Annotated in this window: 17 protein-coding genes; 6 read left to right on the top strand and 11 right to left on the bottom strand. The window is 45.8% G+C overall.

Annotated features, from left to right (window positions below; all coding sequences use genetic code 11):
• Positions 1 to 104: 104 nt before the first annotated feature.
• The 3 genes from JYB87_RS07255 to JYB87_RS07245 form a co-directional block, all read right to left on the bottom strand.
• Positions 105 to 1,106: a family 43 glycosylhydrolase gene (locus tag JYB87_RS07255; RefSeq protein ID WP_207356203.1), complete on the bottom strand. Its 1,002-nt coding sequence runs from the start codon at positions 1,104 to 1,106 to the stop codon at positions 105 to 107.
• A gap of 172 nt (positions 1,107 to 1,278) precedes the next feature.
• The gene (locus JYB87_RS07250; RefSeq protein ID WP_207356202.1) at positions 1,279 to 1,626 is read right to left on the bottom strand and encodes a hypothetical protein; all 348 of its coding nucleotides are present in this window, start codon (positions 1,624 to 1,626) and stop codon (positions 1,279 to 1,281) included.
• A 565-nt stretch (positions 1,627 to 2,191) separates the two neighbouring features.
• Positions 2,192 to 2,419 carry a hypothetical protein gene (locus tag JYB87_RS07245; RefSeq protein WP_207356201.1) on the bottom strand — a complete coding sequence of 76 codons (228 nt, stop codon included), beginning with the start codon at positions 2,417 to 2,419 and terminating at the stop codon, positions 2,192 to 2,194.
• A gap of 396 nt (positions 2,420 to 2,815) precedes the next feature.
• On the opposite strand from JYB87_RS07245, the gene JYB87_RS07240 reads away from it, so the two are divergent.
• The 3 genes from JYB87_RS07240 to JYB87_RS07230 are packed head-to-tail and all read left to right on the top strand — an operon-like array spanning position 2,816 to position 7,134.
• Positions 2,816 to 3,913, top strand: coding sequence for an ISAs1 family transposase (locus JYB87_RS07240; protein WP_207355058.1), 1,098 nt, complete (start codon positions 2,816 to 2,818; stop codon positions 3,911 to 3,913).
• A gap of 14 nt (positions 3,914 to 3,927) precedes the next feature.
• On the top strand, positions 3,928 to 5,616 hold the full coding sequence (locus tag JYB87_RS07235; protein ID WP_207356200.1) for a GMC family oxidoreductase: 1,689 nt from the start codon (positions 3,928 to 3,930) through the stop codon (positions 5,614 to 5,616).
• A gap of 27 nt (positions 5,617 to 5,643) precedes the next feature.
• Entirely contained in the window at positions 5,644 to 7,134 is a 1,491-nt protein-coding gene (locus JYB87_RS07230) for an aldehyde dehydrogenase family protein (protein ID WP_207356199.1), read from the top strand.
• Positions 7,135 to 7,319: 185 nt separating this feature from the next.
• Here the strand turns inward: JYB87_RS07230 and JYB87_RS07225 are convergent, their stop codons facing one another.
• The 4 genes from JYB87_RS07225 to JYB87_RS07210 form a co-directional block, all read right to left on the bottom strand.
• Complete coding sequence (locus JYB87_RS07225; RefSeq protein WP_207356198.1) at positions 7,320 to 8,921, bottom strand: hypothetical protein; 1,602 nt, start codon at positions 8,919 to 8,921, stop codon at positions 7,320 to 7,322.
• A 643-nt stretch (positions 8,922 to 9,564) separates the two neighbouring features.
• Complete coding sequence (locus JYB87_RS07220) at positions 9,565 to 12,108, bottom strand: DEAD/DEAH box helicase (RefSeq protein WP_207356197.1); 2,544 nt, start codon at positions 12,106 to 12,108, stop codon at positions 9,565 to 9,567.
• Entirely contained in the window at positions 12,105 to 12,995 is an 891-nt protein-coding gene (locus tag JYB87_RS07215; RefSeq protein WP_207356196.1) for a HamA C-terminal domain-containing protein, read from the bottom strand. Before JYB87_RS07215 ends, JYB87_RS07220 begins: the two co-directional genes overlap by 4 nt.
• A gap of 588 nt (positions 12,996 to 13,583) precedes the next feature.
• Positions 13,584 to 15,734 carry a M3 family metallopeptidase gene (locus JYB87_RS07210; protein WP_207356195.1) on the bottom strand — a complete coding sequence of 717 codons (2,151 nt, stop codon included), beginning with the start codon at positions 15,732 to 15,734 and terminating at the stop codon, positions 13,584 to 13,586.
• 486 nt (positions 15,735 to 16,220) lie between these two features.
• Here JYB87_RS07210 and JYB87_RS07205 point away from each other — a divergent pair, with 486 nt between their 5' ends.
• Complete coding sequence (locus tag JYB87_RS07205) at positions 16,221 to 18,254, top strand: bifunctional 2',3'-cyclic-nucleotide 2'-phosphodiesterase/3'-nucleotidase (RefSeq protein WP_207356194.1); 2,034 nt, start codon at positions 16,221 to 16,223, stop codon at positions 18,252 to 18,254.
• 198 nt (positions 18,255 to 18,452) lie between these two features.
• On the opposite strand, the gene JYB87_RS07200 is transcribed toward JYB87_RS07205, so the two are convergent.
• The 4 genes from JYB87_RS07200 to JYB87_RS07185 form a co-directional block, all read right to left on the bottom strand.
• The gene (locus JYB87_RS07200) at positions 18,453 to 19,457 is read right to left on the bottom strand and encodes a hypothetical protein (RefSeq protein WP_207356193.1); all 1,005 of its coding nucleotides are present in this window, start codon (positions 19,455 to 19,457) and stop codon (positions 18,453 to 18,455) included.
• Between the two features lie 138 nt (positions 19,458 to 19,595).
• Positions 19,596 to 20,732, bottom strand: coding sequence for a hypothetical protein (locus JYB87_RS07195; RefSeq protein ID WP_207356192.1), 1,137 nt, complete (start codon positions 20,730 to 20,732; stop codon positions 19,596 to 19,598).
• 317 nt (positions 20,733 to 21,049) lie between these two features.
• Positions 21,050 to 21,301 (bottom strand): hypothetical protein, encoded by a 252-nt coding sequence (locus JYB87_RS07190; RefSeq protein ID WP_207356191.1) that lies wholly within the window; start codon positions 21,299 to 21,301, stop codon positions 21,050 to 21,052.
• A 122-nt stretch (positions 21,302 to 21,423) separates the two neighbouring features.
• Positions 21,424 to 21,846 carry an HIT family protein gene (locus JYB87_RS07185; RefSeq protein ID WP_228729968.1) on the bottom strand — a complete coding sequence of 141 codons (423 nt, stop codon included), beginning with the start codon at positions 21,844 to 21,846 and terminating at the stop codon, positions 21,424 to 21,426.
• Positions 21,847 to 21,989: 143 nt separating this feature from the next.
• On the opposite strand from JYB87_RS07185, the gene JYB87_RS07180 reads away from it, so the two are divergent.
• Positions 21,990 to 22,841: a D-hexose-6-phosphate mutarotase gene (locus JYB87_RS07180; protein WP_207356190.1), complete on the top strand. Its 852-nt coding sequence runs from the start codon at positions 21,990 to 21,992 to the stop codon at positions 22,839 to 22,841.
• A gap of 27 nt (positions 22,842 to 22,868) precedes the next feature.
• Positions 22,869 to 25,898: an intermembrane phospholipid transport protein YdbH family protein gene (locus tag JYB87_RS07175; RefSeq protein WP_207356189.1), complete on the top strand. Its 3,030-nt coding sequence runs from the start codon at positions 22,869 to 22,871 to the stop codon at positions 25,896 to 25,898.
• Positions 25,899 to 25,903: the final 5 nt, after the last annotated feature.

Raw genomic sequence — 25,903 nt, 5'->3', positions numbered from 1 at the left:
AGCTACTCCAGCAATCACAGATGAAGAAACACAGTTAGAAGATCTGTAATAAAAACAAAGCCGACCATGATGGGGTCGGCTTTGGCAAGACTTAACAGCGCTAATTAGTAGAGTTCGAATACGGGTTTGCCGTCAGCATCAAACTTCACTTCCAATACCCGCGCATGGCGGTTTGGATCGTACAGCGGGTCTTTTTTGATCTCTTCCAACGGACGCGTATCAGTTTTTGGGACTACTGCTGGGTCGCCGACCGCTGCTTCGTAATCACGGGCGTGATAGACACAGATTGGCGTCACATCATCTTCTGCCACAGTGAAGCTGTTATGGCCTGGGCCATAAATCTTCTTATCATAGTCAGTGCCAAGTACTGGCTGACGTGTTTTCTGCCATGAGTTACGGTCGAGCAGATCTGAATTTTCATCTGCTTCCATATAACCCATGCAGTAACAGGCACCGGTGGCGCTGGCAGAGAAGGTGATAAAGATTTTGCCATCATGCTTCAGCACTGCCGGGCCTTCATTCACCCAAAAGTCCACGCGTTCCCAATCATAATCAGGCGTGGTCAACATAAACTGTACGGTTTTCAGTTTGATGGGCGATTCCATCTCTGCCAGATACAGGTTCGATGCGGCAAACTGACCACCGGTTTTTTCTGCCCAGCAGAAATAGCGCTTACCTTGGTTTTCAAAAATGGTGGCATCCAGCGAGAAATCGATAAAGGATTTATTGTCACCATCGGCTGCTTGCATCATGCCCAGCTCAACCCATTCATCGTTTAATGGATCTTGGCCTTGGCATTCCAATACATACGGACGCAGTGCCCAGATGTCATCTTCTTGGCTTGCGGCAAAGTAGATATACCACTTGCCATCCAGATAATGGATTTCCGGCGCCCACACGTGGCGGCTCATTGGGCCAGCATCGTGCTTAAACCATACGTCAAAGGTTTCAGCGTCTTTCAAACCGGCTAAGGTTTTTGAACGTCTAAGTTCGATACGGTCGTAAGTCGGTACTGACCCAGTAAAGTAGTAGTAACCATCACTGTGCTTATACACAAAAGGGTCGGCACGCTGCTCGACTAACGGGCTGTTTGTTGCAATCGTCATTCTTCAACCTGTCTACTGATTAGTATTATTTTATAATTGTATTACTTTTGGAGGTTCTCTCAAAGTGCTGAATGCTGTTCATCTGCGTGAGGCGCTGCACAGTTCAACATCTGTGAATGTACAGCTTTAAGATTACACACCTGTCAAAGACGCAAGGCAGAGGATGCTTAACTTAATCATGATAGAAGGCTTCTGCTATCCAAAAATCGCAGAACGCCTTACGTGCTGATTCACTTGATGAATCCAATGCTTGTTGCCGCAATGCAAAACCCTTGAGGATTTTTTGGCTATTCTCAATAGCAAAACTGGTTTCCAAATCTGAGCTTTGATGATCAAGCGATTCCAGCACAATTTTCGCCTTGGCAGCATTATCCTTATTGAACGTTGCCTCAGGCAACTGCATATCAGGTTCGATAACAGTTTTACGATCTTGGCACAAAAGGCGTCCTTCGCTGGCGGACACCATGAAACTCGCGCCAACTAAATAGCCAAATAACGTGAAGATGATGAGTGCTTTCATTTAGCGAAGTCCTTAGCTGCTACTTGGGTAATTTGCACGTTTAACCACCTGAACTCGAGTAAATTGGCGCAACGAGATAAACAAGAAACTATGGATTAAAATAAATCCCCTGTGAGCGCATAAAGAAATACTCACTCCCCCTAATTAATCTCATATTTTAAAATTTAAAATCTCACAAATTGAAATTAAATATAAAACGGTAACTACGATTAATCATTCTCAATAAATATTAACAAATACCACGTATCTAACATTAAAAAGCATAGGCTCATTAATAGATTAAACCTATCACTACTCCCTCAAAAAACGCGAAACCGCCCTATCCATCATTCAACTAAATTTTGCAACTATTAGAGATTTCTTATGGTGCGCATACGAAAGCGTGATTATTGAAACTCAATGGCGAATAGCTGACTTTTTAAGTTTCACTGTTTGATTCATCACCTTCTATCGGCATCCACCTCAATGGTACTCATAAAGCAGCATTGACCACTCACTATGCCAAACAAACACAAAAAATACACTAACCAACTGTATTGCAACTATTTTTATAAAATCATCAAGATTACAAAAGCAAACACTGATGCAATTTTAGCGCATTAAACAGCTTATCTAATAAACAGATTGCTCTAATCTGTTTTTCTCTCAAATTATTTTTATTTGCTGGCATTAAATATGCTGAATTGAATAGAAAATTATTCCAACCGTTAACACACTTGTTACCAACTTTAACAAATATCTGCTTTATCCCCGTTAAAAATGGTGCAACTTGCAAAAAATCGAAAATTTGCATCGATATTATCCATCAATATTAGCGAATAAAATTATCGATAAAAACCAGCAAAGAATCGCTAATTAAATACCACTTTAAAAAGGTGTTTCAGATCACACTTTTTAGGCATAAGATAATTACATCGGAATACATGCCAATATTCAAACTCCGAAAACAACCTCCTTTTATCACGCCGAACAAAGACGAATAAATCAGGTTATTGATTACGGTAAATATCAGCACACCGATGGATATCGGCAAAACACCTTAATTAGTTGCGCGTTCGCGCATATCAAAGGAATGACGCTATGACTAACAATGCTTATGACCAGGGCGGGATCGTACTTTTGTAGCTAGTGTTGAGTGTGGCACCATGCTGTGATCTAATAGCTGCCCATTTCGCAAGTAGTAGCCCTGATGAACTTACTTGAACACTTGACGGTTGTTGAAGAAACACGCTCTGACATCAACCAAAGGCATAACCTTGTGGACGTCATGTTCCTTGTCTTAAGCGCTATTATGTCGGGTGCTGAAGGCTGGCAAGACATTGAAACCTATGGTGATAGTAAACTTCCCTGGCTACAAAAATTTCGCCCATTTAATCATGGCATTCCTCGGCGGCACACCATCGCTCGTATCTTGCGCACTGTGGTTGTGGAGTCGCTGCTTGAAGCGCTGTTGAATTGGGTAAATGAGCAGCGGACACATACTGGCAAGCCCATCATTGCCTTCGATGGCAAAGTGCTCAGAGGCGCTTACCGCAATGATTCAAAGACTGCGTTGCAACTGGTCACTGCCTACGATACTGAAAACGGACTGGTCCTTAGCCAGCAGCCAACAGAAAACAAGAAGGGTGAAATCAGTGTCGTTCGTCAGATGCTCGATGTCCTAAATCTTAATGGTGCAGTGATTACCCTAGATGCCTTGCATTGTCAGCGTGAAACGTTGGAAAAAATCAGTGAGAAAAAGGCGCATGTTGTGGTTCAAGTCAAGAAGAACCAGCCCAAGCTTTGGAACGCTGTTCAGTCTCAATTTCAGACTGTTTTTGATGCTAAAAAAGAGCAAGTTGTCACCGAAGTTAGACAAGAGGCTCATGGCCGCAAGGAAGAACGATATGTGTTTCAGCTCAAGGCGAAATTGCCAGAGGAGCTTGCACAAAAGTGGCCAACCATCAGGAGTATCATTGCTGTAGAGCGACATCGTACAGAGGGGCGGAACACAACGATAGATACCAGTTACTATGTGAGTTCGCTGTCCCCACGCCACAAACTGCTTGGGCACTACATTCGTCAGCACTGGCGGATTGAGAACAGTCAACATTACGTGCTAGATGTTGTATTTAAAGAAGATGAGTCGCGGATAGCACTAGAAGGTGCAGTCGAAAACATTGCACTGTTCAGACGTTTCGTAATGAATATGCTGCGGCAGTGTGATTGCGGCTCACCGAGCCAGCGAAACAAACTAAAACAAGCTGGGTGGAGCGATGATTACCGTAAAAAAGTGTTCTTTGGTTAGCAACTAATCAAAGTATGCTCCGGCCCTGTGCTTATGACTACATCATCGTCGGCGCCGGCTCTGCCGGATGTGTTATCGCTTATAACTTGCTGACCCGTAAAAAAGGTACCGTACTGCTGCTGGAAGCTGGCGGTAACGACAATAACCTCTTCATTAAAGCCCCAGGCGGTATGGCGCTAGTGATCCCTAAAAAATCATGGCCATATGTTGCTGAGCCAGAACCTTACACGCTAAACCGTCCAATGGATGTGCTGCAAGGCCGCGTTTTAGGCGGTGGTTCATCCATCAACGGCATGGTGTATGTGCGTGGTCAACGTTCTGACTACGATGCATGGGAAAAAGACTTCGGCGCGACAGGTTGGAACGGCGACACCATGCTGCACTACTTCAAAAAAGCCGAAAACAACGAAGCGATGGCCAACGAATACCACGGCAACAAAGGCCAATTGTTCGTGTCAGAAAACCGCTATCGTCACCCAATGAGTGATGCCTTCGTTCGCGCAGGGCAACAAGCCGGTTACGAATACATTGTCGACCACAACGGCGCTCGCATGGAAGGTGTTGGTTTCTATCAAACTACCACCCACAACGGCGAACGTGCTTCAACTGCCCGTACCTATTTAAAGCAAGTACGTAATGATAAAAACCTGACGCTGGAACTGAACGCTTTAGTGTCTCGGGTTGAAATCGAAAATGGCCGCGCTACCGGTGTCACCTACAAAGTGCACGGTAAAGAAGTTACCGCCACCGCCAACCAAGAAGTGATTGTGGCTGCCGGTGCAATCGGTTCAGCTAAAGTGCTGCAACTGTCAGGTGTAGGCCCAGCAGATGTACTGAAACGTGCTGGCGTAAAACAAAAACTGGAACTGCCGGTCGGCAAAAACTTCCACGACCACTTACACATGTCAGTTAACGCCACCATCAAAGAACCTATCTCGCTGTATGGTGAAGACAAAGGCTTGAAAGCGCTTGGACACGGTATCGAATGGGTATTTAGCCGCTCAGGTGTGTTGACCTCGCCTATTTTGGAAGCGTTCGCCTTTATCGATAGCACTGGCTCAGGCAAACCCGATGTGCAGTTCCACTTCCTGCCAATCCTTGATACTTGGGATGACCCAGATTTGAACCAAAAAGGTCGTACCCACGGGATCACCATTAAAACCGGTCACCTACAACCAAAATCTCGTGGTGAAGTGGAAATCCGTTCCGCCAATCCAGAAGATTTACCGCGTATTCGTGCCGCATATTTGGAAAAAGAGGAAGACGTTCAAGGCCAAATCCGCGCCACCAAACTGGCACTGAAATTCTTTGAACAACCCGCCTTGAAAGAACACGTAGTGGAAGTGTTCAACCCAACTTGTTCCGCTGATGACGATGCCGCCATCGAAGAATATGTCCGCCGTGTATCTCGTACCGTGTATCACCCAGTCGGCACTTGTCGTATCGGTCAAGACCCAGCCACTTCCGTGGTTGACCCAGAGCTGCGCGTTCACGGCATTAAAGGCTTACGTGTTGCCGACAGTTCAGTGATGCCACACATTCCAAGCGGCAACACCAACGCGCCAACTATTGCGATTGCTGAAAAAGCCAGTGATTTGATTTGTGGCATTAAAGATCCACTCGGCAGTCAAACCCTTTCCGCTAAACCAGCCAAACCTGCCGCCAAAGTACGCGAAGCAGAAGCTGAATTGGCAGTGAAATAAATTTTTAGACGATAAGGACATTTTATTATGGCTAACGTAGCACTACTTCCTGAAGTCAAAGCCTTCCTAGCGCGTCAGCAAGGGCACTTTATCAATGGTAAAGCTGTACCCGGCTCAAGCACTGACCGCGAACAGATCCACAACCCAGCAAACGGCGAGTTAGTGGGCACAGTTGCCCGCGCAACCCCTGAAGAAGTGGAACAAGCAATTGCCTCAGCGCATGCCGCCTTTAAAGGCGAATGGGCTGAAACCACCCCAGCGCAAAAAGAACGCATTTTGCTGCGTTTTGCAGACCTGATTGAACAGCACGGCGAAGAGATCGCCCAGTTGGAAACCCTGCAATCCGGTAAATTGCTGTCATTGTCACGGATGATTGAAGTGGGTTGGGCAGCCCAATTCCTGCGTTATTACGCCGGTTGGGCAACCAAAATTGCTGGCCAAACCCTGACACCATCGGTGCCATCTGCTAATGGCGAAAAATACACCGCCATGACCCTGCGCGAACCTTTGGGCGTGGTATTCGGTATTATTCCATGGAACTTCCCAGTAATGATCCCCATCTGGAAACTGGGAGCAGCCTTAGCCACCGGTAACACCGCGTTGCTGAAATCTGCCTCACCTACCCCGTTCTCGCTGCTGCGCGTGGCTGAACTGGGTAAAGAAGCGGGATTACCAGACGGAGTATTGAACGTGATTAACGGCCCCGGAAAATTAGGCGACCAGATCATTCCTGATAACCGTATTGCTAAAGTGTCACTGACGGGTTCAGTTCGCACTGGCCACATCATTGCCGATGCCGCCATGAAAGCTAACTTGAAACACGTCACGCTGGAACTTGGCGGTAAAAATGCCGCAGGCTTCCTACCCGATATGAGCGTGGAAGAGATCGTCAACGGCATGTTTGAAGCGGGCTTTATGCACACCGGCCAGATCTGTGCCTCTGCCGAACGTTTCTTAGTGCACTCAAGCCAAGTGGATGCGGTAGAAGCCGCCATTCGTGAACGCTTAGAAGGCATTGAAGCGGGTGACCCTATGGATGAAAACGCCCAATTCGGCCCTGTTGCCACCCAAGATCAATACAACAAAGTGATTGAAGCGTTTGAAACCGCCAGCAAAGAAGGTGACCGTTTTGTGGTAGGTGGCAGCACCTATGATCGCCCTGGCTTCTTCGTTAAACCAACGGTGATCCGTCCAAAATCGCTGCAAAGCACCTCATGGCGTGAAGAAGTGTTCGGCCCAGTGGCAACCCTTGCCACCTACGACACCGAAGAAGAACTGATCCGCGAAATGAACGACTCGCCTTACGGGCTGACCGCTTCGATTTGGACCCATGATTTGTCCAAAGCACTGCGCTTAGTGCCCCAAGTAGAAGCCGGTACTGTGTGGGTGAACATGCACACCATCGTTGACCCAGGTGTCCCATTCGGTGGTGCCAAAGGTTCAGGTATCGGCCGTGAATACGGTTCAGCCTTTATCGAAGACTACACTGAACTGAAATCTGTGATGATTCGATACTAATCACACTAGCTTAAATTGCGTTAAGCCAAACAAAAGCGCTTTGGACGTAAGCCCAAAGCGCTTTTTCTATATCGAAACCAGCGGATAAACTCGCGTGTAATCTACTCATTCCCTGAGTAATTCACACAGATTGTATCGAATGCTTTTTACTCAGAGCTTTTTACTCAGAGCTTTTTACTCAGCGCTTAAGGTTGCACTTCAACATACAGCGGGTTTGAGTAGAACCACAAATCGCCATAGTTGCGCTCGTTTAACAGTTCAAAGTACTGTGGATCTTCACCATCTACAATCGCAGAACGTTGCGGCTCGCCGTTAGCGGTTAAGCCTGTCACGTTATAAGCCAAGTTGGTACCGCGCAGGCGGAAATACTGATGTTTCGCCGCAGTAAAGGTGTAGCTCATGCTCGCATAACCTTCGCTGTCTACCGTCCAATCATCCGCAGTGAATGAACGCACTACGTGCGCAGACGGATTGGTTTCGCTGCTATATTCGCTTGAACCCGGCAAGGCTTTACTGCCCACGTCGCCCACAATCAAATCCACATGGTTTACACCCGGATTCATCGCGTCGTAGATTTCATTATTGACCACAGCTTCGCGATTGTTGGTGTCTGGCGATTTGAAACGGATGGTGATAGTCACTTCGTCACCCGCTTTGGCCGCAAGGGTTTGCCCCATAGTCGCTGCACTGTTGTTGCTGCTTGCGGCTTTAAAATCAAGCGCGTCAATCAAATCACCATAAGTGCCCCACATGTTGCCGGTGTGCATTGCGTCCAGCAGCGTTTGGGCAGAGATCGGCATTGCAGCATCGGTGACATCATCAACCCAAGTGAAGGTTTTGGCGTATTCGCCCGGATAATAGCCACTGGCGAAGCTGTCGCGGGTTTTGAAGTGATGATCTGAGTTGGCCACGTTCCAAATCTTACGCCCCTCGCCTAGCAGAGCATCCCACCAGCCGCCAACTTGGGCAACCGCAGGGTCTACCCCGCCATACACACCATCAAAACTGCTACCGGCATAGTCGCCTCGATGACCATTAAATTGGTTACCGACCATGCCTTCAATCAAGAAAAACACATTAGGCGCGGCGTTGTTTAAGTCGCGAATATCTTCAATGGTGTAGCTGCTGCCGTAACGACGCGGGTGATTCAGCATACCAAAGCTTGAGCTTGGGTAGTTTTGCTCCAGCCAAGCAAGTGCTGCCAAGCCGTCTTCATGGGTTTGATTTTGACGCGTCACACCCGCGGCTTCCCAGCGACTAACATCGGCAGCATCAAACTCAGACACATCATTTTTGTTGCTAAAACGATACTCAAACTCTTTTACCGCTGCTACGCCCTGCGCTTGGTTGGCGTCATCCCAAACAATGCCGATGCCGTAGTGTTCGTGGGTTGGCATGTCCCACTCAAAGCTTGAGAAAATCAACTTATCTGAATACTGCTCAGCACGCAGCGCCGCAACGGCTGGCAGTTCATATTGCGTCAGCGCCTTGTGATACAGCAAACCACCGACATCGTTATCATCATTGTCTTGGCTGTTGTCGCGCATATGGTTGGAGATACTGACATAGTCCAAATCAAAGGCGTTAAACGCCTTATCCAGCACATCCGTCAGTGGTGAGCGCGCATCTTGAGAAATTGCAGTATGAACGTGAATATCACCTGTCAGCCAACGACCTGAGGAAGTCTGCACTTCAACCTCAGTCTGCTTATCATCGGAATTACAACCAGCTAACAACGAACCAACAACCGCCAGAGATACCAGCGATACAACTGTTTTTAATTTCATAGCTATCCATACAGTGTTAAGAAGACCGCGGATATCCTAGTCGTTAAAAATTTCAGTCACTTTAAACATTTATAACAGTCAGATGAAAGTTCACTAAGCTGGCTTAGTCGGTAGCAGCTCTAGCGAGGGACAGTGGTCCCGATGTCATTCAACCTAATGCAAAAAGCCCTCTTGCCGTTGGCGGAGGGCTTTGCAATCGTTCATCGATTACGGTGATGCCTGTTGCATTGCAATTCTATGTTGCCTATTTGCTGGATGTCATATTTATGTGGTCAATCACCTGCGGTGGCCAATGCACATACAGTTCAGTGGCACGCTGCAAGTATGTCACTATAAGCTCGACGCCAGCCAATTACATCCATGTAATTGGCCAGCTCGCCATCCTTGGCTCGCGCTCATGAGCACATCGCTACGCGATATTCGCCTTACTAGCGACGGCCACTGCCCCGTATGTGCTGGCAATTTAGGTGCAATCCTGTGAGTACAGAGTTGTCTAAAATTCTTTAAAACACGACTAATAAACAAATTTCTCGTTTCACTGATAATCCCCCTAATTGATTTTTCAAGCATTAATCTAACCGAGACTTCATTCGAGGTTAACGCCTAAATCAGGTGCGCCGTAGGCGTCACCTGAATTTATTTGTTACGTGCCTGCACTTTCGATTTGACTGAATATCCAAGGTGAGATATGACCTCTTAAATCTGATATTCTTTTCTGTATTTGACGATAATCAGGATCTTCTTGATCAATATCTACCAAAGCAGTTTGTTTAATGTAAATAGCAGTGTCTCGCGGAATTCCTTTTGCAATAAGGTATTTGGTGATCTTACTGTAAGCTCCATTTTCAATAATACTAAGTATGGAGTTTTCATCTTCAGACATATCCGATAATGGTTTGAGTAACATAGGCAAACCAAAACACACTTTTGATGAGATAGTTTGCACTGCTTTATCTATTTGATCACTAGCATCATTAGAAAAGTTACGCTCCATTAATATATCTCGAAGAAGATTTTCCCTCCCCCAGTCTGTAGCATACTTACAGATACTCCAGATATATTTATCTAACTGTTCACTATCTTTAGTTGGATTTGAAATGAACTTATTAAAGTAATAAGGCATGATTTGTGAAAATGTTATAGTTGCGCTTTTTAGAGAATCAAGGGTACCACTATCCCATATATTGGCGGGCAACTTACAAATTTTGTTACTTCTGAGCTCGTTATATATGATATCAAGATCATATGGATCCCAATACCTGTTATTATACACAACCCCAGAAGGGACATTCAAAGCATCTAGAGTCTCTATATTTTTTTGTATTTGTTCTTTACTTATATTAATGCCTACTTCTTGCAGGCGTGAATAGCTATTTTCTCTATGCCTATATATCGTTTGTCTAATATAGGTGATGAGATGCTTCTCTTTTCCATCTTCTACAAAAGAATCATTTCCAATTGAATTATCTATATTTTCTTTAAATTTCTCGTAGTACTCACCATAGCCTGTACTCAGCTCTTTTTCGGTGTGTTCAAAAAGAGTTTCGTTCTCTTGCTCTATTTCAAATGAAGATTCATCAAGTACGATTGTTCTACCAATAAATTCTTTTAGAAGCCTTCCAGCTCGACCCCGTAAGTTTGAAAATTCATAGTTTGATAGTTTAACATTCTCTCTGTTTTTCATCCTCTTAGTAAATAGATATGGATTTCTTACAATTATGTTTGAAGCCGGGAAATTAACACCCTGCATCAGTGTTGTCGTACAAACAATGTTATTTATGATGCCATTTGAAAATGAGTCTTCTATAGCAGATCGAATATGAAGTGGGAGTTTAGCTGTATGATAAGCGACGCCTTGCCGTACTAGTCTAACCAAGTCATAGTCTTTATGAACGAACTCTGCAATATATTCAGCAAGCGACTCAACTTTTTCTCTATTTTTAGCATGTGCATTATTGGACAGATAAATGGCTGTCTTTCGTGCTTGGTTAGCTGTTGGTGAAAATATTAAATTACTTTTATTACTTATGCGCCCGAGTATAAAGTCTAAATAGCTATGGAAGTTATCATTGTATTGTGTACCTCCTAATCCTTTAATTTTTTCATTGTACTGAATGACAATAGAATTTGGCTCTTCGGCAATATCACTGTATTGATTGAAATAAAACTTCCCGTTGAATTTTGACACTGAATAAGTAATATTGACTACTGGTGGTACTTTTGTTTCTGCTTCATATGAGACTTCATTAAATATATCAAACCCGAGGTTTCCTATATTTTTTAGCCTAGGGCCACTTAGAATAATCCTCTTCGTATTGGTCTGATGTTTTATCTCTTTTAGAAAGTCATATAATATTTTCGACCTCTGATCACCGTCATTTGCAACACGTTCAATATTTTGAATTTCATCTACAACTAACATATCTAAATTCTCGAAGTGAGCTTCTTCACTGAATCCTGAAATAGCTCTCTCCTGTGTTAATACATAGATATACTTTTCTGGCTGTACTTCTTGAATGTGTGTAAATATTTCAGTGTCATTAAGATTAAATTCTTTGACCAAGCATGAAAGATCTGTAGTCACCTGATTCACAAGACTTATTGTAGGAACAACATATACTATTTTTTTATATTCCTGCGTCAGCTTTTGAATTATTTTTAAGTATATTGAGAATGATTTACCAGCTGATGTTGGAGCTGATATACAAACAATTTTGTTGGTGTCGATAGAATCCCAAACACTCTTTTGAAAATCTGTTAGTAGGTAAGCTTTGTCATTAATATTAACTTCATACTTTAATTGATTTGCAATAACTGAGAGTTTGTTGATATAGCTACTAAATGGGCTGTAGATACCTTCATTTTTGTAGTTCTCATCAACTAATACTGTTGATGGAGCTATACCCATCCGAGTCAATGCTGTGATAAATATTTCTCGCAATGAGTCTTTGTAATCTTTGTTTGAGTATTCCCATGATAAAGCAATTGTCAATATTGCTACACGCTTTGCAAACTCTTGATCGTTTCTCGACAGCCTGTCAACAACCGATATAGCCTCTGCCAACTCCTTTCTCTCAAGATGAATTGTAGGAGTATCGATCAATCCTAGCGTAGCTGCGTAATTTTTATGTTCAATCTTTAAAAGATTGTTCACAATTTCTCTTTGCGAGCGGGATATATTAGTCATGAGTCAAAACCTTCCAACATCCCATCAAAATCCCAAAAAGGAAATACTATGTAGTGAATCCTTTGGATTAATGGTCTATCTATATATTTTGTTACATCAGAATCTAATGATGAAAATTTTTCTAGAATTATGCCTTCTAAATTTTTCTTTATTTCTTTTTCACATTCAGCAAGAGGGCTTTTTAATTCATTATATGATATTAGACAGACAAGTTCATATCTTACATCTTCTAACTCGCCATCTTTAAGTTTCTCGGCAACATTTTGTAGCTGTGGATCAATAAAATCATCATATGTATATAACAACAACTCTTCTTGTAAAGAGTTATAAGTGCCAATTATGCTGCTGAGAGATTCGGTAAAAGCTTGCTTGAATTTATAATTGGATTTATATGCTTTGGATTCTCCAATATAAATAATGTTTTCTGTATCACTTTTTCTGTAGTGAATTGCGTCGGCACCGAAACGCTCGTGTCCTCTACTAGTAGTCAAGGGCATCTTTCTCAATAAGGCAGGAGCTTTGAAAAAATATTGCAGAAAATTGAATAGCAATAATTCACCAAATTGACCTTGTGGGATTCCCTTTCTGAACTTGTCTCTTGCCAAACTATCTATATGAGATGAAGCATTTTGGTAGTCATAGCCTCTTTTCTCTAATTCTTTTCGAAAAAGATTATTATACTTATCCTTACCATAAACCCAACTACATACCGTATTCTTCAACTCCCGTAGAAAATCACTTCTTCTTTCTTGCAAATCTGTATAGTTTACGCACACACCTTTATGGGTTTTGCCCTCTGGCTTGGTTAAATCAAACGAGAAATGACAAGTGTGATTTATTAAGGAATCAACATTGGTCAATAGGCTTTTAATTTTTTCTTCATCCATATTCAAAACTTATTTAATTAGAACTGAGGATTTAAAGTTGGAAGCATGTAACATTATATTAGACGACATGATGTCGTAATTTCACGTCGAGCGATGTCGTTTTTTTATACAAAATACGATTTAATCTAAGCGCATATCTCTCTGAACACAATAGTAAAATCAGAAAATTTTGTACTAGAGCCCAAAACGAAAAACGACTCTTTTACGGTACAGACGCAGAAAAACGACATGAGGAAACATGGCTGGCATTCTTCATTTCATTTCGTCACAAACAACCAGTAACCTGCAGGATAACGCCGAGATTACTCAGCACAGACAAGTCAGTGACCGTCCGAGGCATGGATGCCGAGGCCGAGCGCCCACGGATGGGTTCACAGCGTGTCACTGAATTGTCTGTGCATTGCCCACCGCAGGTGATTTAGCGCACCGCGTCAAACCAGCTACGCCCTTGCCAATAGGCAAAAACAAATCCACCAGCAACACCAACGAACCCAGTCTGAAATACCAATCCCACAGGTATTTCAGACATAAAAAAACACTCGCCCAAAGCGAGTGTTTTTCATAAAAAGCGTAATGAACTAACGCGAATTAGTTAACCAAGCCGCGACGTTTCAACAGTGCATCAACGGTTGGCTTATGACCACGGAAGTTAATGTAATCTTGCATCAAATCGTGGCTGTTACCTTGTGACAATACCGTCGCACGGTACTTGTCGCCGTTTTCACGTTTCAGGCCGCCCATTTCCGTCATGTGGGCAAATGAGTCAGCGGCGAACACTTCAGTCCACAGGTACGCGTAGTAACCTGCGTTATAACCGCCTGAGAACGCGTGGCTGAAGTAAGTTGAACGGTAACGCGGCATGATTGGCGCATAGTCCAAACCGTGTTTTGCCAATGCTTCGGCTTCAAAGGCTTGGGCGTCTTTGATTTCAGTGCCTGGCTTGATTGAGTGCCATTCCATATCCAGTAGTGCAGCACCTAAGTATTCAACCGTGTTGTAACCTTGGTTAAAGCTTGCTGCGGCGCGGATTTTCTTCAGCAGTTCCGCAGGGATAGGTTCACCAGTTTTGTAATGCTTGGCGTAGTTTGCCAATACTGCTGGGTCGATGGCCCAATCTTCGTTCGCTTGTGATGGGAATTCCACAAAGTCACGTGCAGTAGAAGTACCAGCAAGGCTTGGGTATTTCACTTGAGAGAACAGACCGTGAATGCCATGACCAAATTCGTGGAACATGGTCGACACTTCATCAAATGTCAGCAGTGTTGGTTGACCCGCTGCTGGTTTTGGAATGTTCAGCGCGTTGTAAACCACTGGTTTTTGACCTTTGAGGAAGTTCTGAGTCACGATCTCATCCATCCATGCACCACCGTTTTTGCCGGTACGGGCATATGGATCGAGATAGAACAGACCTATGGTGCTACCGTCAGCATCCAACACTTCCCACGCTTTGACGTTTTCTTCCCATACTGGCAAGTCGGTACGTGGTTTAAAGCTGATGCCGTACAGCTTGTTCATGGCGAAGAATAAGCCGTCGTTTACTACGGTATCCAGCTCAAAGTAAGGCTTGGTTTGGCTTTCATCTAAGTCGTACTTGGCTTTACGCACTTTCTCAGCGTAGTAGTTCCAATCCCAAGGTTGGAGTTCGAAATCACCACCCGCGGCTTTGATTTCTGCTTGAATATCAGCCGCTTCTACTTTGGCTTTTTCAACAGCTTTTGGTGCGAGGTCATCCAAAATGCCAAATACTGCTTGTGGGCTACCGGCCATTTGGTCAGCCAGTTTGTAGTCAGCCCAAGTGGCATAACCCAAGAGTTTGGCTTTGTCGGCACGCAGTTCAGCTTCTTTGATAACGATTGGACCGTTCAGGTCTTTAGCGCGGTTAGCTGAGGTTTCCCAGATTTTTTGGCGCAGTTCGCGGTTATCCAAGCTCATCAGCAAAGGTTGACGAGTGGTGTTCACCAAAGTGATCAAATAGCCTTCTTTACCTGCTTTTTTCGCAGCATCAGCCAGTGCGCCGATTTCATCGTCGTTCAGGCCAGCCAATTGCGCTTTGTCAGTCACCAGAATGGTGTCTTCTTTAAATGACTTAAGAATGTTCTGACCAAACTCAGTAGACAGCTTAGACAGCTCACCATTCAGTTCACGCAGTTTGGCTTGGTCTGCTTCAGACAATTTCGCACCGGCGCGGACAAAGTTGTTGTAGTAGTTTTCAACCAAACGTTGGTCAACAACATCCGTCAGTTGATCTTTGTTGTCGTAAATCGCTTGAACGCGCGCAAACAGCTTAGGATCCATGTAGATGTTGTCTGAATGTTCGGTCAGACGTGGCATGATTTCCGCTTCCAGCTTCTGGATTTCGTCGTTAGACAACAAACCTGAATATTGGAAGAAGGCACGGACGGTGCGATCCAGAATTTGGCCATTCTTTTCCATCGCCACAATGGTGTTGTCAAAGCTAGGCGCTTCGCTGTTGTTGATGATGGTTTGGATCTGTTCGTTGTGCTGTTTCAAACCGGCATCAAAAGCTGGCAGGAAATCGCTAACGTGGATTTTGTTGTACTGAGGTGCTTCATAGTCCAGTGGGCTTTTGCTCAGCAGTACGTTTTCAGCAGTGGCAGGCGCAGCCGCTTTGGTTTGAGTTTCTGGTGCTTTAGTTTCAGCGCTTGGGGTTTTTGATTCACCACAAGCACTTAAAACCAGCGTTGCACCGATCGCAGTCGCTATTAAAGTTTTACGCATCTTGACTCCAGTTGTGTCATAGCGGTTACCGCTTCGTTATTTTTTTGCTGAGTAGTGAGGTCAGCGGTGGCGGTAATCCTATTTTAATCCGCAGCAACCATAGCAATTTTTGCCCCGCTGAAACAATGACAGAGTTGTAAGAATTTCTGCATTTGCGCTTGAATTAGCCGATTCAGCGCGCAGCTTTGCCAATTTGTGACAAAAATCGATTTATTTCATAAACTTGAATTTTTACGATGATAAGAATTTATTGGGCATTGCGCTGTAAACCGCCTGCGGCGCATCAAAAACCAACATCGATTATTGGCCAATGACCACGTGATAATTGCCGCTTAAACCGGCTATCTCAGCGCCAAAGTCGCTCAATCTGTTACATTTTTTAAGCGTTAAATCGGCGTAGATTTAGCAAATTAATTTCACAGATGAACTTTCACACGGCAAACTATGCGGCTATTGGATTTTGAATAACCGTTATTAAGGTGCTTTATGGCCCGTAACCGCTTTTTTGCCATGACATTGCTCGCCAGTTTCGTTGGCGCCACCATCAACGCTGCAGACGCTGCTGAAGTGCAGTTGCGGATTTTAGAAACCTCCGATCTGCACACCAATATCATGGATTACAACTATTACGCCGATAAAGAAGACCCAACCATTGGCTTGGCGCGCACCGCAAGCTTGATCAAGGCTGCGCGAGCAACCGCAACCAATAGCGTATTAGTGGATAACGGCGACCTGCTGCAAGGTAGCCCAATGGGCGACTATGTGGCACATCACGGCATTAGCCAAGGTGAAATTCACCCTGCTTACAAGGCAATGAACACCCTCGATTATGCGGTGGGTAACATTGGCAACCACGAGTTTAACTATGGCCTTGAGTTTCTGCAGCAATCGCTGGCGGGGGCAAAGTTCCCTTATATCAACGCGAACGTGTATTGCGATGCCGATGATTGTTGGGGCGGCAAAAAGCGTGGCGAGCATCTGTTTACGCCGTACTTAATTAAACCGACCCAAGTGACGGATACTCAAGGCCAGCAACATACCTTGAATATCGGCTACATCGGTTTCGTACCGCCGCAAATTATGTTGTGGGATTCGCAAAATCTGAGCGGCAAAGTCCGTGCTGACAGCATTCTGGCAACGGCTGAAAAACTGGTGCCAGAGATGAAAGCCAAAGGTGCCGACATCATTATCGCCATTCCGCACTCGGGCATTGGTTCAAGTGAGAACCCTGGCGACCCAGCTGCTGAAAATGCAGTGTATGCCCTCACCCGCGTGGCGGGCATCAACGCGATTATGTTTGGCCATAGCCACTCAATCTTTCCTTCAGACCGTTATCAAGGTCTGCCCAATACCGACGTTGAAAAGGGTTTAATGAACGGCGTAGCTGCAGTGATGCCGGGACGTTGGGGCGATAATATGGGTCAAGTGGATTTGACCTTGAGCCTCAACGATGGCCAGTGGCAAGTGACCGATGCCCGCGCGCAAGCGGTACCAATTTTTGATGCAAAGTCGCGTCAGCCATTGGTGGCAGCTGATGAACATATCCATCAAGCAGTAGCCCAAGAACATCAAGGCACCATCGCTTATATGTCGCGCCCGATTGGTCGCGCCAATGCCGATATGTACAGCTTTTTAGCGCAGGTACAGGATGATCCTTCAGTGCAGATTGTGGCTGATGCGCAGCATGTAAAAGTGGCGCAGATGCTGCCACCTGAACTGCGTGATTTGCCTGTGCTGTCTGCTGCAGCGCCGTTTAAAGCCGGTGCTCGTCAAGCCTCCGCCAACGACGCCAGTCAATATATTGAAGTCAGCAGTGGGCCACTGAGTTTTAAAAACGCGGCGGATTTGTACCTCTACCCCAATACCTTGGTGGCGGTGAAGGTGACGGGCGCTGAGCTGAAAGACTGGCTTGAATGTTCGGCCAATCAATTCAATCAGATTGACCCAAACAGCAGCGCACCGCAGCCACTGATTAACTTCAGCCATCCTACCTATAACTTTGATGTGATTGATGGCGTGAGCTATCGCATTGATGTCACTCAACCGAGCAAGTTCGATAGCGACTGCAACGTCGTTAATCCAACGGCCTCGCGGATCACTGAGCTCAGTTATCAAAGTGGTGATGGCGCATTAATTACCGGTAAATCGCTCGAAAAAATGACCTTTGTGGTCGCCACCAATAACTATCGTGCTTTTGGCGGTAAATTTGCGGGCACTGGCGCAGATCATGTAGTGATGGAATTGCCAGATACCAACCGAAAAGCTTTGGTGGATTACATCAGCATGATGTCGAACCCGAATAGCAAAGGCGGCTTTTCGAGTGAGGTTAACCCGCAAGCGGATAACAACTGGGATTTTGCCGACATTAACAGCGCCGTGGCGTTAGATATTCGTTTTTCAACCCAAGACAGTGACAAAGCCGCGGCGTTTATTGAGAAAAATCATCGTCGGCCGATGACAAAATTAAGCGTCAATGACAACGGTTTTGCGGAGTATCGAATCGATATAAGCGGTAAGTAAATCGGCAACAAAGCCACATGCTCAAACAAAAATGCCCTAGCTTGGCGTAAAACGCTGACCTAGGGCATTTTTCTGGCGTAATCATCAATTATTCGTGATTCCGGCTCCTCGTATTAAACCACACAATAATTGATGAAAGAGTCAAAGTACGCTGTGATTGAATGGATAAAAACACATATCGTGTCGATTTAACTTAACCTACTGGCTGTCCACACTTAAAGAAACATACCATTTACCATCATCCATCATCACTAATGGCCTGCGCATGAAGTGCTCAGGGAGTGTATTAGTTATATCGAAACGCCAATCAATTAACTCTGGACGCCAAAAGCTTTCGTTACTTGACGCATGGATGGTGACGAAAATCATTTCACCTTGTGCGCAGTTCAATGATAAAGCACCCTGTCCTCCAAGATATTTGGAAGAAAAATAAAAGTGGTGTTCACCATCAGTTAGTTGAATAGCTATTAATGATTCAACCCAAGGCTTTTTGGCGGCTTCATCTGTTGGTTCAATGTCTTCGAGCCAGCGCTCTCGCTCACCTTCTTGGAACCAGTAGGCCAATGATTGGCGTAACGGAAGTCTACTAACAGGCTTAGCATCCACAGAAACTTGATCCGCACAGCCGTCATTTCCACATCCAAACACAACCAAGCAAGAACGTCCCTCTGAAGCCGCGCTAAAATATGAATCACGTCGATGAGGTGTCGCAAGAAGATTTACTTGCCGCTCTCCCTCGGGATCAACAAAGAACATTAACTCCGCAGCGCGAAGATGTAATGCCATAAAATTGTGCTGGATGGGGGATACTTTTCGCCAAGATGCAGGCCGTCGAAAAATACCTGTGGCGATGTCACTCACTTTATGATGAGAATCGTACGTCACCAGAGTATATCGTTGTAACTTATCAGTAAGATGAGCAATTGGAACAGGCCATGGCGTCAGCGCATATAAAACATCTGTCTGCTCAATTTCCGCAATAAATAACTCAAATCCCCAGTAAGCATTAGTAAGATGTGGCGTGCCCAGCACTTTATGGACAGCTTCTTCATCCATTTCACCCACGAATATTCCAATGGATTTGTCTGGAATAAATTCACTTGGATTTAATGGAGAAACGGAGTCGGCAGCACAGCCGATGAGAAGCATGGTGCTCAACAAAACTATTAAGCATTTTTTCACGACGAACATGTTTGTCATCATCGGTTAATGTTGCTATTTGAGTCGCCCACCTAGTGCTAATTAGTATAGTGTTAACACATTCGCAACGTTCGATAATTATCCACTCCCAATAAAACCAAACAACACAACAAGCGTTGAGAGTGGACATTTTCAAAAACACTATTCCATGTTGGTCATCGCGCCAGCATCAGCGTTCGTTGTAACATGATTACAATCTAGCGTTAGATCCCCAACCTTATAAATTTCAAGAATATCGTCAGTACCTGGAACATTTTCATAATGAACTGACAGTTCCATTTCAATTGAAGATCCAGTTAAAGTAAAAGCTGATGCTGCAGCTGCCGCGTCAGCAAAAGAGGAGATCTCTTGAACATTACCGGCGATAACCATAGCAACTTTAGAGGCAGAATAAGGATCAGAAATAATCGGGAGTTGTCCTTGACCTATAATTGGCAAGTCATACTCAAAACTTAACTTTCCCAAATATTCCGCTTCCGCAGATGCTCGAGCTAATGAATAAACTAACGATGTAGCCAAAGCGTTAGCATACGTTTGCGCCAACGCGGTAGTCTGTACATTTAAAATTGTTCCACTAGCAGCGTTCATATGCGCATTAAACTGCTCAATATTTACTCCTTGAATATAAAACGACGAACTATTTGATGAATTGATATTTCCGTCAGCACTTGATGACGAACGACTTTCACCCGTTGCCTCAGCTTCTGCTTCTGCTTCAGCTGAACTTTTAGCTGCGGCATTAGCGATTGCATCAGAACCTAATGATGCATGAGCACCCGCCATGACGGTATAATCTAAAGATCCGATCTTGATACCCCGATTAATACCCAAGAACCAGGACTTCAGCGCTCCAGCAATTGCATCTGCATTAACCTCTATCTGTTCTTTTGCGATAGCTTCGCTATCTGCGGACACACTAGTTTGAGCATTTACAACTTGAGCGAATATAGTTCCTGACCCCATTCCTGCATTTAACGCAACTTGTTGAACAGCTCCATTTTTTCCATGACGAGTTAGATCAACGTACACGTCTCCAGCATAAGACATCATCATGTAGGAATTAGCAGCAGATATCGCATCAGCGAAAGCTCCCTGCGACGTGGCGCTTGCTGAGTTTGATTGATAAGGGGGTCTTGATGTTAGGCACGTACTTGTACCCATGAGAGCGTCTGATATCGAAATAGTTGTACTACCGTTGGCTTTTTCTCCAGGAGCTACTGCCCATGCACTGGCAGCTATAAGAGAGCTTAATAGACCAACCAGAATTGATGTTTTCATAACTGTTCTTCCTTGTGTTACCAGGTGTATGAATTGCTCTCAATACGCAATCCATTTTACTACCCGAGAGAAGTTTAGTTCTCCGATAACACCAATCTCAGAACATTTATGACTAAGAAAAATTAGAGCTATTACTCTTATATCTATGGTAAGAGAATGGAATAGTGCTAATTATCAGCGTCAAAATAGCCAACAGTAATCTCAAATAAATTCAATGTATTCCAACCAGCTTACACTTAACATTGTAACTATCACTAGATAGACCATGGGTTAAAGCAAAGCAAAAATTGAACGCTTTATACAAAGCGTCACAAAGGTTAGGAGTATAACGGAAGAACGCGGGTCTCGTAGTCGTGCTCGGCAAAGGCTTGTAACTCTTCGGCAGAGTTAATCGGCGCGGCGGCACGCAGCAACTTCAGGCGACCTGGCTCAGAAAAATGGGTGAAGTGCACTTCTTCATCATCCTTCATCACCACATAATCACAATGCTCGTTAGCGGCACACCAGATGATACGTTCTGCGGTGGTATGCTCGCGAAGTGATTGCTCTAAGGTAAATTTGGCTGTCATGGTCGCCCTCTTAATCTCGTCATTGCTAATGCAGCCATTGTAGAAAGTGGCCGCCAAAAGCGAGAGCCATCCTTAGTTACAAAAGGTGCTAGATCGCATTTTTCAAACTTAGGCGCTTGCCATTAGCCGAGGTGTTGCCGAATCCGCGCGGCAATCGCTTGTAGATCTTCTGCTGGTGCCATATCACTGGCGTGCGCTTTTAACGCTTTTAGTGGCCCTGGCACCAGATGAAAATGCAGATGCGGCACTGTTTGCCCAGCGTAACTGCCGTTATGTTGAAACACACTGCTGCCGTCAACGCCCATCGCTTGTTCTAATGCTTTACCCACTTTTTTAATTGTACTTAACACCGCAACCGCATAATCATCGGGCAGCTGATACAAGGTCACCGCTTCCGCTTTGGGCAACACCAGCAAGTGGCCGGGCATTTGCGGCATGATGTCCATAAACGCCAAAGTAAACTCGTCTTCATACACTTTGATAGCGGGCAGTTCGCCGCGAAGGATGCGAGCAAAGATGTTGTTAACGTCGTAATTCAAATCCATGATGCAGTTCTCTTTAACAAGGTTGCGGCAGTGTTGCAGAAATTGGCCAAGTTGAACAGGTTTGCTGATAACAACTTAAATCGTAACGTAAAACCAGTTAAGCTATGGCACATTGATCATGCCAATGATGAGAGGACGATATCATGGCTAGCATTCGCCAACTGATGCATACCAATGGGTTGGAATATCTGCAAATTAACTCGGCACTGTGTGAAGCGCGGATCTTTTTGCAGGGGGCGCAAGTAGAATATTTTGCCCCGACAGGCAAAGCGCCGTTGCTATGGGTATCTAGCGCTGACGAATATAAACCGGGTACAGGTGGTATTCGTGGTGGTATTCCCGTCTGTTGGCCGTGGTTTGGTAACCATGCAAACGCGGATTGGCCCGCCCATGGTTTTGCCCGTAACAAGATGTGGGATTGGGTCGGCACCGACGTTGAAAATGAAGTGGTGACGCTCAGATTCAGCCTGCCCGCCGCGCAATTTGAGCGGCAATACTGGCCACACAACAGCAGCGTGATGTTAGAAGTGGTGTTAAGCGATACCCTTACGGTCAAGCTCATTAACCAAAATCTCGGTGATACGCCATTCACCCTCACCCAAGCGCTGCATAGCTATTTTCCTATTGGTGATATTCACCAACTGCAGGCCAGCGGGTTTGCGGGTTCAAAGTATATTGAGTTTGGTGAAGGGCCGTTTATACAACAAGGCGACAGCGTTGAGTTCACACGCGAAACCGATCGGGTTTATACCGCGTTAAGCCCAGTGCAACAGCTGCAAACGGTTAACGGCACCATTGAAGTGAGCCGAGAAAACAGCCAATCGGCAGTGTTGTGGAATCCGTGGATTGAAAAATCGCAACGCCTATCGCGCTTTAACGACGACGATTATCTGCAGATGGCCTGTTTAGAAGCGGCCAACGTGTTGGAAGATGCCGTCACCTTAGCCCCAGGTGAATCCCATACCCTTAGCACCCGCATTCGCTGGGTAGACTAAGCACCACCCAGCTGATTGGAGCGAGGATTGCGCCGGTTAAAACGGACGTTAGTGTGGTTCAGCGCCAGCATTCTCATAGTGCTGGCCTTGCTATGTGCCTTACTCGGCTATCTTTGGCAGCAACCCGCTTGGCTGGTGCCACAATTGAACCAGTACCTCGCGCCCTATCAACTGCAATTTAGCCAACTGCAGTGGCGTATTGCCAATAACCGCACGCTTGAATTTCCCGCGCTTACCTTTAGTTATGCCGGTAACCAGCTGAGTTTTGAGCAGGTATCTTTGTCACTGAAGCAGCCATTAACGCTTACCCAACTGTGGGATTGGTATCAACTGCCGAGCGCGCAGCGTTACCAACAGCTCAGTCAAGCAATGGCTGCCATTCGCTACCAATCGGCAACAGTTAGCGTGCCTGTGACGCAATTGCTGCCCTCCGACAGCACTGAGCCGTTATGGCTACCTTTGGTGGGCGATATCCCCGAGCTCGACTTCGGTGTCACCCAAATCAAACTGCTGCCTGATGCCAATGCTGCAGATCAAAATGCAAACAGCGGATTTGCGCTGCAACTTAGCCGCTTGCAGTTGGCAAAAGATGGTGAGTTTCATACCGAGCTTTCCAGCAATCACGTCGACAGTCCGCCGCTACTCAGGCTTGATGGCGAATTACCGACTGCCGATTTGGCGAACGCTATCTGGCAGTTAGAAACGAAGTTATCGTTCAACACCTTGTATCAACTGCAACAACAGCTTAATGATGCCGGGCTGCAGCCGTTAGTCGCGGCCTACCCTTGGTTGGCATCGAATTGGCCACTGGCATCGATGCAAGCTGGCGGAGAACTGAGCGCCAAGCTGCAACTGACTATCAAAAATGGCGCGCTGGATGCGGCAGTTTGTTGGCGAGATCCGGTGGTAAGATTCCCAGATGCCGAAAATTCGTCATTACTGTTAACTGGCAATTCTACAGCGGCTCAGGTGGTGGATAACTGCCCTACGCAAGCACTGGCAATGCGATATCAGGCAACCGATAACCAAAGCAGGCTAACCCTCGCACCGCTGCAACTCGCGCTATTGCTAACATCGCAGCAACGCCAAGCGTGGAGCCAATTGTTGGCAGTCAGCGATGATACTCAGCGCCAACTGAGCAACACCCTCAAACGCTTGCAGCAGCAAGTCCATATCAATGATGCATCGGTAAGCGAAAGCGATGCTGAGCTGGGCTTAACCGTTGACCTCAACCAAGGGCTCACGCTCAACACTTTTGACGCTGGGGAGCTGCGAGCAACTATCCCCGCCCTCAAACTATCGCCCCGCGTGTTTGATTGGTTTAACCAGCAGCAACTGCAGTTAAAACTGACAAACACCGAACTGGCGCTCGCTGCTCCGTTTTCAGCTGAAGCACTGACGACACAAGCGGCACTGGCATTCAGCAGTGATTGGCAATTGCTGCTGGCGTTACCACAAGGGATTCGTGTTGATGACGCTAACTGGTCAGCATCCTCCCGCGCGGCCAATATCGCATTGGCGGGTGAAGTGAAATGGACTGGTGATAACCAGCAGGCAAGCCTAACATTGTCACCAGCTGCACAAGTGACGTTAGCGCAACTGACAGCGAAAGTTGGTGATAAGCAACTGTCGGCAAACAACTTTAACGCCAGTCAGCGCCAGCAAGCCACTGTGCTTTGGCAAAATGGCAAGCTCAGCGTTAGCTTGCCTGCCACCGACAACCAATTACGCCAAATAACCGGTGAGTTGCCGCCCTATCAACTGAGTGTGAACCAGCTGGATGTAGGGTTGCCCGCATTGCAGAACATCTCCCTAGATACTCGCCAACCGCTATGGCCCCAGTTGCAGCAACAAACCGCCAAGGGTCAATTCAGTGTCAGCGCCAGCCAACCGCATCTGGCACAGCGCAAACAAACCCGTTTGGGGATGCAGCAACAAAGTTTAATCAACTTACGCACCCTGCAACTGCTGCAGCAACTTGATTGGCAGCACGGCCAGCTGCACAGCGTTGAACAATGGCAAGTGGATGATGTCACGCTCCACAGCCAACACCACTTCAGCCCCTCCGCTGACGGTTATCAAATCAACGCCGATTGGCAACTACAAACACCGTTGGCCACATTGCAGCAGATCGCAGCTAAGAATATGCAATGGCAACCGGATTGGCAGTTGAATGGCATCAGTAGCTTAAGCGCCAAGGTGGCACTGCAACAACGCGCTCAGCAGTTGACACTAGATGTCACCATGCAGCCTAAACTAAGCGATGCTAATGGCCATTATCAGCAGATGCCGTTTAGCGGTTTATCCCTACAGGCTGCTTGCCGCTATCAACTTTCAGTCACCCCAGCGAATGTGGATACCAGTCAAATTGGCTGCCAGCAGGTGAGCCTACACGCCGACAGTTTTAACCCCGGCATTGCCCTGAGTCAGATTGACATCAACGGCAGTGGCGATTTCACCCCTTCGGCCCCAGCAGAGATCCGTGATTCCTGGCTATTACCGGGATTTTCCGCCGCGGTGTTGCAGCTTGATGCATCCGCCCAAGCGCTTAATGGGACGATGACGATTCCTGATTTTAACTTCGATTTAAACGGACAATCGTCAGGTTACTTGCTGGTACGCGGCATGGATATCGAGCAACTGCTACAACAGCATCCACAGCAAAGCATTAGTGCCACTGGCGTGTTTGATGGCGTGCTACCCTTGACCATTGCCGATCGCAAAGTCGCTATCACTGGTGGCCATTTGGCCGCGCGTTATCCGGGGGTGATTGAGGTGCACAACACGCCGGCCATTGCTCAAATGCGCGCTAATCAAGCCTATCTCGACTATGTGCTCGATTTTCTACAGCAGTTGCAATATGAGGAGATTTTAGGGCAACTCGATATGGCCGATAGCGGTGATGCCCATATTCAACTCAGTATTAAAGGCCATGGTCAAGGCATAGAACGGCCAGTACACTTAAACTATTCTCATGAGGAAAATTTGCTGCAGCTACTGCAAAGTCTCACCATTGGTGAAAAATTGCAGACGGGGCTGGAAGCATCGATGCAGTAAAAAGG

The sequence above is a fragment of the Shewanella avicenniae genome (assembly GCF_017354945.1).
GTDB lineage: Bacteria > Pseudomonadota > Gammaproteobacteria > Enterobacterales > Shewanellaceae > Shewanella > Shewanella avicenniae.
This window is presented reverse-complemented; position numbering and strand designations above follow the sequence as displayed.